The 10,678-nt window shown below is 35.8% G+C and carries 9 protein-coding genes and 1 riboswitch; of the genes, 2 read left to right on the forward strand and 7 right to left on the reverse strand.

Features of this window, described 5'->3' with window-relative positions; all coding sequences use genetic code 11:
- Positions 1 to 27 precede the first annotated feature (27 nt).
- The 3 genes from ACTTG8_RS06225 to rbr form a co-directional block, all read right to left on the reverse strand.
- Positions 28 to 699, reverse strand: coding sequence for a response regulator transcription factor (locus tag ACTTG8_RS06225; RefSeq protein ID WP_442561267.1), 672 nt, complete (start codon positions 697 to 699; stop codon positions 28 to 30).
- On the reverse strand, positions 671 to 1,357 hold the full coding sequence (locus ACTTG8_RS06230) for a hypothetical protein (protein ID WP_442561259.1): 687 nt from the start codon (positions 1,355 to 1,357) through the stop codon (positions 671 to 673). Before ACTTG8_RS06230 ends, ACTTG8_RS06225 begins: the two co-directional genes overlap by 29 nt.
- Before the next feature lie 157 nt (positions 1,358 to 1,514).
- Positions 1,515 to 2,078, reverse strand: coding sequence for a rubrerythrin (rbr, locus tag ACTTG8_RS06235; RefSeq protein WP_442561260.1), 564 nt, complete (start codon positions 2,076 to 2,078; stop codon positions 1,515 to 1,517).
- Positions 2,079 to 2,282: 204 nt separating this feature from the next.
- Positions 2,283 to 2,383, forward strand: a riboswitch (TPP riboswitch).
- A 27-nt stretch (positions 2,384 to 2,410) separates the two neighbouring features.
- Here rbr and thiT point away from each other — a divergent pair.
- Positions 2,411 to 3,121: an energy-coupled thiamine transporter ThiT gene (gene thiT / locus ACTTG8_RS06240; protein ID WP_442561261.1), complete on the forward strand. Its 711-nt coding sequence runs from the start codon at positions 2,411 to 2,413 to the stop codon at positions 3,119 to 3,121.
- 91 nt (positions 3,122 to 3,212) lie between these two features.
- Here the strand turns inward: thiT and ACTTG8_RS06245 are convergent, their stop codons facing one another.
- Positions 3,213 to 4,868 (reverse strand): ABC-F family ATP-binding cassette domain-containing protein, encoded by a 1,656-nt coding sequence (locus ACTTG8_RS06245; RefSeq protein WP_442561262.1) that lies wholly within the window; start codon positions 4,866 to 4,868, stop codon positions 3,213 to 3,215.
- 116 nt (positions 4,869 to 4,984) lie between these two features.
- The gene (locus ACTTG8_RS06250) at positions 4,985 to 5,968 is read right to left on the reverse strand and encodes a sensor domain-containing diguanylate cyclase (protein ID WP_442561263.1); all 984 of its coding nucleotides are present in this window, start codon (positions 5,966 to 5,968) and stop codon (positions 4,985 to 4,987) included.
- A 219-nt stretch (positions 5,969 to 6,187) separates the two neighbouring features.
- Here ACTTG8_RS06250 and ACTTG8_RS06255 point away from each other — a divergent pair, with 219 nt between their 5' ends.
- Positions 6,188 to 6,451 carry an AbrB/MazE/SpoVT family DNA-binding domain-containing protein gene (locus tag ACTTG8_RS06255; RefSeq protein WP_442561264.1) on the forward strand — a complete coding sequence of 88 codons (264 nt, stop codon included), beginning with the start codon at positions 6,188 to 6,190 and terminating at the stop codon, positions 6,449 to 6,451.
- 27 nt (positions 6,452 to 6,478) lie between these two features.
- Here ACTTG8_RS06255 and recN read toward each other — a convergent pair whose 3' ends face one another.
- A complete protein-coding gene (gene recN / locus ACTTG8_RS06260) occupies positions 6,479 to 8,155 on the reverse strand; it encodes a DNA repair protein RecN (protein WP_442561265.1) in 1,677 nt (558 codons plus the stop codon).
- A 9-nt stretch (positions 8,156 to 8,164) separates the two neighbouring features.
- Positions 8,165 to 10,678 (reverse strand): Ig-like domain-containing protein (locus tag ACTTG8_RS06265; protein WP_442561266.1); only part of this gene is annotated, 2,514 nt, incomplete at its 5' end.

Raw genomic sequence — 10,678 nt, forward strand, 5'->3', positions numbered from 1 at the left:
TCTACCTCTGATTAGTCTATATTGTTATTATGCCTCAAACTTATAACCTATTCCCCAAATAGTCTTAATCAGGTCTCCCTTGTCTCCCATCTTCGCCCTTAACTTTTTAACATGTGTATCTATAGTCCTTGCATCGCCAAAATAGTCATAATTCCATACATTATTAAGAATCTTTTCTCTCGACAATGCAATTCCCTTATTAGTCATAAAATACAGCAAAAGTTCAAACTCTTTCACACTTAAATCAACAATTTTATCATTTATAATTACTTCATGTGATGCCCTATCTATCTTGATTCCACCAATTTCAAAGCTATCTTCGCTGCCTGAACCTACCCTCCTTAAGATCGCCTCTACTCTCGCCATAAGGATTTTGGGGCTAAACGGCTTAGACACATACTCATCAACTCCAAGTTCAAATCCCTGAAGTTCATCTTTTTCATCCGACTTTGCAGTAAGCATAATTATAGGAACCGAAGAATGTCTCCTTATTTCCCTGCATACCTGCCAGCCATCCATCTTAGGCATCATTACATCTAAAATAATAAGTTCAATACTGCTATCTTCAAAAAAGATTTCTACGGCTTGTTCACCGTCTTCAGCCTCTACTACTCCATATCCTTCATGATTGAGAAAATCACTAACTAACTTTCTCATCCTACTTTCATCATCAACTACCAGAATTTTGGCTCTCTCCATTTTCTTCACCAGCCTTAATCTCACTATTTATTTCTTTATCAGCTATCCCTTCAAACAGCCTCTCTCTCTCATTTAGTTCCTGTTCTTTTTTTGTAAGCTCCTCTTTCCAAGACGCATATTCATTAACAAGTGCCTCCTCCAGCTCGTTTGAATAAAATATCTTATCATAGGCGACAATTCCAAAGGGCACTATTAGCATTATTGCCATAAATATAACAATAATCCTGTAATTCCTCATCTTTTGCTTGAAATTATTTATTATAGCAATATATGATTCTTCATCATCAGATTTATTATCAGATTTATCCGACTCAGTATTCTTTTCAGGAAATTCTTGTTTATTTTTTTCCTCTTCAATTTTTTCTTTTTTTATATCTGTCATCTGTGAAAAAAAAGGAATAGCTTTCATTGTTTTTCTCTGTTCCGGATTCTTTACCAACCTTTTCTGTACTTCACGCAAAAATCCAATTCCAATTGGAGTTACAAACTCTTCGCTTTCTACCAAACTGTCATAAACCTGCCTAAGTCCAGTTTCATCTTTTAGGTCATTTTCTGATTTAATCTCAGTAATTCTATTAAATTCCCTCTTGCCTTGTTCAAAAGACTCCGAATCATCAAAACGGTAGCCGTCCAGAATATATCTCTTTTTATCTGCCATTTACCAAACCTACCTAATTTATAGTTAATTACTTTCACACCTTACTGTATCTAGTATAGTACCACAAATAATAGAATTATACAATAATAAGAATTTTACGTTATACAACAAAATAGACCTCAGAACTAATGTTCTAAGGTCTACCAAAAATAGATTTTTAATAATTTTCAGCTTTCTTCTGGAAATAACTTTGTGGATGATCACATACCGGACATACCTTTGGAGCCTTAGGCCCAACCACGATATGTCCACAATTTATACACTGCCAAACAGCATCACCATCTGCCGAAAATACAAGCTCACCTTTTACATTTTCAAGCAGCTTACGATATCTAGCCTCATGCTCTTTTTCAATCTCAGCCACCATCTCAAACAACTTTGCAATCGCTGTAAACCCTTCTTCTCTTGCTTCCTTCGCAAAAGTAGGATACATTTCCTGCCACTCATAAGCCTCACCATCTGCTGCATGCTCAAGGTTCTCAGCTGTAACACCTATACCTGAAAGAATTTTAAACCAAATCTTTGCGTGCTCTTTCTCATTACCTGCTGTCTCTTCAAATATTTCTGCTATCTGTACATATCCATCTTTTCTAGCCTTAGATGCAAAATAAGTATATTTATTTCTAGCCTGTGACTCACCTGCAAATGCTTCCATCAGGTTTTTTTCTGTCTTAGTTCCTTTAATATCTTTTCCTAACTGTTCTAATCTGCCTTCTGCCATTTTCTCTCCCTCCAAAAATTTAGTTGACTTAATCCAATATGCCACGAATTAGATTCTAACATTAGAAAGATAACTTTTCAATTAAATTGTAAATATTTTTGTGAAATATTTTTGAAATTATCTGATAAATGATAATAATAATTATTATCTTGTCACAATTGATATTCGTTATCAGTTGACAAGTGCAATTAAATAGTATATAATCCTTTTTGCTAGGGGTGCCGTCGGCTGAGATGAAATTAAATTTCTAACCCTTATTACTTGAACTGGATAATCCCAGCGTAAGGAAGCGTAACATATCTCCTTACGCCATGTCAAAAGGAGGTTTTTTTATGTCATTTTTTGCAACACCTACTGTTAATGACTACAAGGAAAATGTCTTTAAACTTACTGATTCTGGACTAATTACTGTAGCCATTCTGATTGCTGTCCTTGTCATCATTGCTATTGTATTAAGGCCAAAAATTACAGGCAAAGCTAAGTCTATGGCAACTACACAGCTTGTTTTTTCTGCAGTAGCTATGGCTCTTGCTATTGTGACGGCCGAAATCAAATTTACAAGATTACCTATGGGAGGATCTATAACTCTATTTAGTATGCTTTTCATAGTACTAATAGGCTATTGGTACGGACCAAAAGCAGGTCTTTTAACAGGTTTTGCCTATGGTCTACTTCAGTTCCTTACTGACCCTGTCTTTTACAGTCCCCTTCAGCTCATTATAGATTATCCACTAGCTTTTGGGGCTCTTGGCCTATCAGGTTTCTTTGCAGAAAAGAAAAATGGATTGATAAAAGGATATATTCTTGGAGTAATAGGACGATATGTGTTCGCTTTTATTTCAGGCGTTGTCTTCTTCGGGCATTATGCACCTGAAGGAACTCCTGCTACTATATATTCTTTAACTTATAATGCTACTTACATATTGCCTGAAGCCCTTGCCACCATAGCAGTAATCAGTATACCTGCTGTAAGTAAGGCTATGTCCTATGTAAGGTCAAAAGCAGCTTATTTAGAATTCAATGCCACAAAGCATATGCCCTAAAAAATATTTTTTACAAATTAGTTTAAACAAAAAATTGAGCTGTCGTATTAAGAACGATATTCTTAGTACGACAGCCCTTTTATTTTAACATCTATTCTTCATCATTTCCTTCATTTTCAGCAAGTTCCTCATCCGAAATTGTCATAACCTGACGCTTTCTAGCCATTTCATCACTCTCAAGATATTCATCATAAGTGCTTATCTTATCAATGAGGCCGTTTGGAGTAATTTCCATAATCCTATTTGCTATGGTCTGAATAAACTGGTGGTCTTGTGAAGTGAACAGCACCACTCCCGGAAACTTAATTATACCATTATTAAGCGAAGTAATTGATTCCATATCAAGATGGTTGGTAGGCTCATCAAGAATAAGAACATTAGTTGCCATTATCATCATCTTTGAGAGAAGTACCCTCACCCTTTCTCCTCCGGAAAGTACCTTAACCTGTTTTACTCCTGCATCACCAGGGAAAAGCATACGACCAAGGAAGTTTCTTACATAGGTTGCATCTTTCTCCGGTGAAAATGGGAGCAAGAATTCAGTAATATTTTCATTTCCTTTAAATAACTCTGTATTATCCTTAGGAAAATATCCCTGTGTAGTTGTTACTCCCCATTTATAATCACCCTCATCAGGCTCCATTTCACCTGCAAGAATTTTAAATAATGTAGATATAGCCTTTACATTAGGGCCTACAAAGGCAATCTTATCTTCCCTTCCTACAACAAAGGAGATATTATCAAGAACTTTAACACCATCTATGGTCTTTGAGATGCCGGATACGGTGAGAACCTCATTTCCAATCTCCCTTGCAGGACGGAAATCAATATAAGGATATTTACGGCTGGATGGTTTAATGTCATCAAGCTCAATCTTTTCAAGAGCCCTCTTTCTACTTGTAGCCTGTTTAGACTTACTTGCATTTGCAGAGAATCTCTGAATAAACTCCTGAAGTTCCTTAATCTTTTCTTCTTTCTTCTTATTTGCCTCCTTCTGCTGACGAATCATAAGCTGGCTTGACTCATACCAGAAATCATAGTTTCCGGCATAGAGCTGAATCTTTCCGTAATCTATGTCAGCAGTGTGGGTACAAACTTTGTTAAGAAAATAACGGTCATGTGATACTACTATTACTGTATTTTCAAAGTTGATGAGGAACTCTTCAAGCCATCCGATTGCATCCATATCTAAGTGGTTGGTAGGCTCATCAAGAAGTAGTATGTCTGGATTTCCGAAAAGTGCCTGAGCAAGCAGAATTTTTACTTTCTTTGACGCCTCTATCTCACTCATCATCATATAATGATATTCAGTGTCTATACCAAGACCGTTAAGAAGAGTAGCTGCGTCAGATTCCGCCTCCCAGCCATTCATAGTTGCAAATTCACCTTCAAGCTCACTTGCTCTTATACCGTCTTCATCTGTAAAGTCCTCTTTCGCATATATAGTTTCTTTTTCTTTCATTATTTCGTACAGTCGTTTATTTCCCATGATAACTGTATCTAAAACCGGATAAGCATCATATTTAAAATGATCCTGCTGTAAAAAAGAAAGTCTCTGTCCCGGAGTTATAATAACATCTCCTGTTGTAGGCTCTAACTTTCCTGATAAAATTCTTAGGAAGGTAGATTTACCTGTACCATTTGCACCAATAAGCCCATAACAGTTTCCCTCTGTAAACTTAATGTTTACCTCCTCAAAAAGTGCCTTTTTGCCAAGTCTAAGCGTAATATTACTTGCCTGAATCATTTCAATCATCCTTTCAAAAATTTGTTACAATAATTCTCATAAGAAAGAATCCTGTAAAACAGGATTCAAGTATTTCACTCTATATTCTACCGATATATTTAGAATTTTTCAAGTAGTTAGATGCCGGTTCTTCGCCTTTCATTTTTTGTATCAGAATAATATCTTCCTTTATCCTCATACATTTTCTTATCAGCTTCATCTATCAGTGAATAAAATTCAGTTGTATTATCTGCCTTAAATATATAACCCGCTGCCACCGGAATTTCTTCCTTTTCCATAATTTTAAGCAATTTGTCTACATTTAGTTCAAACTCGGCAGCTGTAAGATTTATGGCAAGAGCAATAAATTCATCTCCACCCATTCTATAGACATAATTATGCCCAAATATTTTAGCAAGGTTATTTGCAACTTTAATTATATATTTATCACCTGCTTCATGCCCAAGAGTATCATTTATACGCTTAAGCCCGTTCAAATCACAAGAAAGTATCCCAACAGAATAAACTCTCGCATATTCATTTGTACCAAAAGTATCAAGCTCACGCCTGTTCTTCACTCCTGTCAACTGATCCTCATAACTCAGTTTCCTTAGCATCCTTACATTATCCCTCTGTCTTATGATTATAGACATTATGTAGCCCACCATCTCAAAAATACGTACCACATCTTCCATGTGTTTTCTTAGAGGATTGTCTATTCCCAAAAATCCTATGCAAATTTCATCTACAAATATCGGCCAGGCTATTAATGAATGAATGTCCTGTGGTTTTAAGAGTTCGTACATAGGAGAACTTATTTCTTTATACTCTTCAAGATTTTCAATAAATATACCTTTATTGTTGCCAAATTCATCATACCACAAATCCAATAATCCCTCATGACCAACATTCTGAAGCTGATCCTTTGGAGGTATTGCATTTTCAGAGCACCACTCATATGTATTATCTGAACTTCCCTCTATATTCTTTTCAAAAATATAGGTTCTATCAGCTTCCAATTTTCTACCCATGTAGTCCAGTATATGCACTATATTTGTTTCTATATCCCCTGCTGATGCCGAATACTTAAGCATCTGTTTTACAAATTCTTCTCTATCCATATTATCCCCGCTATTATCATCAAATTAAAGTCTATGGCGAATTTCATTTCCAAGAGCATACTTTTTCATTATAACATTCTTTATTTAAAAATGCGATAGTTTTATAATTATCTTATAAATAAGTTCTTTCATACCTAATTATATATACTATTTTATCTATTACATAAGTAGTATACTTAAATTATACAAATATTAGTTTATATATCAAGAGGTAGTTAAATGAAAAATAATATTTCATCCCGTAAACTAGACAGGCTCGGAAGAATAACCATACCTGCCGATTTTAGAAAAAAATTAAATATTAGTAACTTTGAGGAACTTGAAATAATTGCAGATGAAAATAAAATAATCATAAGAAAACAAGCCAGTCCTGATGTATTCGGCAATGAATCCGATGATGGGCATTACTATGAATATCATGGAAACAAAGTTGCCAAAATTTCAATACTGGCTCTTGCAAAATTAGCCGGCATCATTGATTAAATCTGCCGACTAATTATTATATTCGTTTTAAAATTTAGATTTAATTTCTGAAGCAAGACTTTTCATTTCTTTTGCAGAATTGATTACATTTTCTGTAATCGCAACTCCGCCCAAAATTCTTGCAATTTCCATTATCTCGTCTTTACAGTCAAGTTTCTTTATATTTGTTGCAGTATGACTCTTATCAGACTTCTTTTCAATTAGATAATGACTGTCTGCCATCGCTGCTATTTGTGCAAGATGGGTAATTGCAATAATCTGTCTTTTTCCTGAAATCAGTGCCATCTTTTCAGCTACCATCTGTGCTGTTCTACCACTAATTCCTGTATCAACCTCATCAAATATCAGTGTAGGCACTTCATCAGTATCTGCCATAACAGACTTAATTGCAAGCATTATTCTTGAAAGTTCGCCACCTGATGCTATTTCAGAAATAGACCTAAGTTCTTCCCCCGGATTAGTAGATATTTTAAATATAACATCATCATTTCCTTTGGCAGTAAACTCCTTCGCCTTAGCAAATTCAAGCTCAAATTCTACCTGTAAAAAGTTTAAGTCTACAAGAGCCTGTTTTACCTTGCCTACAAGTTCTTTTGCACCCTTTTTACGAGCCTCTGTAAGTTTATCACACTCACTTAGTATAGCTCCTCTTAATTTTTCTACTTCTAACGACAATTTTTCTTTGTACTCAGAAGAATTTTCAAACTTTTCTATTTGTTTAAGCGAAGTTTCAAGAAATTCTAAAGTAGTCTCATACGAACCACCATGCTTTGCAAATATTGCTCTTATCTTGTCTAGCCTTGATTCAGACTGCATAAAGTCATTTTCATCAAATAAATTTTCTTCTGCATAGTCTGAAAGTGACCTTTCAAAATCATTTAATAAACTTTCTATATCTGATATTTGATTAAGAAGTTCTACAGCTCCATCGTCTACATCTGATAGCCTTGACATAGCTCTTACAATACTTCCTATGCTATCATCAGCTCCACCATTATCCGAAAGGCTCGTCCTAGCCTCTTCTACAAGATTTACTATCTTGCTTGATGCACTGTATTTTCGAACCTTTTTATCAAGTTCTTCTTCCTCACCCTTTATCAGCTTTGCTTTTTTTATCTCACTGCATTCATATTTAAGAAAATCCAGTTCCCTTATAATATATGCCTCATCTGCATTATACTCTGTAAGTTCATTTTCCTTTTCCCTATACTCTGCTACCAAGCTACTAAGCCTTGCTTTTAACGGATGTACCTCTTCTTTACAATATCTATCCAAAATCTCTAAATGATTCTTAGGAAGAAGTAAGGTCTGGTTTTCAGTCTGACCATGAATATCAAGCAAAATAGATGCCACTTCTCTTATCTTTGAAATGGTCACTGTTTCCCCATTTATCTTGCACATACTCCTCTCGTTTGTAAATTTGCGAGTAATCACCACCAAACCTTCTTCCGGTACAACATCTAAACATTTCAGCTTATTTTTTGTATCTTCATTAACTGAAAAAACGAGTTCTACAAAGCCCGAATCCTTACCGGCTCTCACCAAGTTCTTTCCTGCCTTTGCACCTAGTGCCAAATTAATCGAGCCTATTACTACTGACTTTCCTGCTCCGGTTTCTCCGGTTAGGATATTTAACCCTTCACTAAAAGAAACCTCGGCCTCATCTATAATTACAAGATTTTTAACATGAAGCCCCTCTAGCATACATCCCCCTTACTGAATATTATTCACTACTATCTTACAGCGAAGAACTGCCCCATTTACTCGTGCAAGGATAGTTGTCGAACCCGGCTTTTTAGCCTTAACAAGTCCATTCTCAACTGTTGCAATTTCCGGATTTTCTGAATCCCATGAGACATTCTTCACATCTCCAATTACAGACAGTTTATATGTATCATACTGCTCCAAAGTAAGTGTATTAAAATTTAATCCTACTACTGTAACTGCTATTTGTGCTGTCTTGCCACTTGTAGTTGAAGCTGTTATTGTTGCATTTCCCGAACCTACTCCTGTAATAAGACCTTTCTTATTAACTGTTGCTACTGCCTTATTATTTGTAGACCATTTCACCTTATCATCTGTATTGCTAGGTGTTATTGAATATACTGTACTCTGTTTATCTCCTATTCCCATTGTAAGTGTAGTATTGGATAATGTAAGTTTGGCAGCAGGTATATAATCTCTTACATGTACTACCACAGCCTGTTTTTTTCCACTATTATCCTTGGCCAATATATTTATCTTAGTCTTACCTGCAGCAAGTGCTGTTACCCTTCCTTTAGAGTCAACCATAGCAACATCTGTATTTTCAGATTTAAATTTCGCTGTTTTAATTGTGGCATTCTTAGGACTTATTTTAACTTTTATCTTCTTCCTTCTTCCTACTATCATTGCAAGAAACGATGGATTGGCACTTATTGAACCTGCCTCTCTTACAACCCTTATTCTAGCTGTAGCCTCTGCTCCACTTCCATCTGTAGCCTTTACTTTAATAGTAGCAAAACCCGGTTTCTTACCATATACCTGACCTGATTTATTTACAGATGCCACACTATTTTTGCTGCTAGACCATTTTAATTTCTTATTTGTAGCCGAATTTGTCTTGAGAGTCGCCTTAAGTAAAAATGATTTGTGATATCCAAGTATGTATGAGGTCTTGTTTAACTTAATCTCAGAAATAGGCTCTTCCACCGTAACAACACAGTTTGCCTGCATACCATTCTCATCTGCTGTAACTGTAATTATTGCAATTCCGCCTTTTTTTCCCTTTACCAATCCATTCTTATCTACACTTGCGACATCAGGCTTAGAAGATTTCCATTTTACTTTTTTATTAGTTACATCATCATTATCAAAAGTAACTTCAAGCTCAAGCTCATCATCTACAGCAAGGTCATACTCTGTATAATTTAACTCAATTTTTCCAACAGGTTGATTTACCTTAACCTTACAAACTGCTGTAAGTCCATTACTTGACTTAGCTGTAATCAATGCCTCACCAGCGGATATTGCCACTACTTTTCCTTTTGCATCTACCTTAGCTACAGACTTATCACTGATAGTCCAAAGTACCTTCGTGTCCGTTGTAGTCTTAGGGTTAAAAGTTACTTCCAAAGTATGGCTTGCACCTACATCTAATATAAGTACCGTTGCTGACAACTTCATACCTGTAGCTTTCTGTGTCACCTTAACCGTACAATTTGCAGTAATTTTTCCATCCGGTGTAGATACTATAATATGGGCTGAGCCTGCCTGTTTTGCAGTAATAAGTCCGGTCTTATTTACATCAGCAATCTTAGGATCCATTGATTTATAATTCAAGTTTTTATTAGATGCATCCTCAGGACTTATTGTAGGTGAAAGCTTATATGTTTCACCTACTGCAAGTGAAATTTCTGCTGTTTCAAGCTTAATGCTGTCTACTGTTTTGACTATTGTAATGTCACAGGAGGCTGTAATCTGTGGATTGGATACCGATGCTGCTATAATACTTACATGCCCCGCCTTTTTAAATGTAACAAGACCATTCGCATCTACCTGTGCAACCTTATCATTACTTGATTTCCAAGTTAATTTTGTATTAGTTGCTTCTTTTGGAGCTACTGTAGCCACTATTTGATATGTTTTGTCACTTAAAGGCTTTTCTACTACACTTTGTGAAAGAATAATTCCTGTAACCGGTGAACTTACTGTTACCTTAGCTGAACCAAGGATTACATTCTCCTTATTTACCGCCATAATTATTGCAATTCCGGGAGCCTTACCGGTTACGGAGGTTACTGCCGTATGATTATTTTCATCATCTATCTTAACTATCTCAGGGTTTGAACTTCTCCAATAAAGATAACTGCCACCTGAAGTCTTCGGTGTTACATCAGCTCTTATTGATGCTATTTTATCCACTTCTATAGTAGTTTCTGCCGGAGTGAGTGTAATCTTAGTAACCGCTGATGTCACCCTTACTTTAGCAGTGGCACTCTTAATAACTCCACCTACTGTATGCTTTACTACAACAGTAGTTTCACCTGCAGCTACACCTTTTACTACTGCTGTTACACCTTTTCCCTCTACCTTAGCTATATCCGGATTATTAGAAATCCACTCCCAAGAATCACTGGTAGAAATATCTGTAGCAGTCGCATTTAAATCTATAGTACCGCCAACAGGTATGGTTACATCGCTCGTACTTAAGGCAATCTTATCAATTACAACTACAGTTATAGTATA

It is taken from the genome of Catonella sp., from assembly GCF_052173895.1.
Taxonomy (GTDB): domain Bacteria; phylum Bacillota; class Clostridia; order Lachnospirales; family Lachnospiraceae; genus Catonella.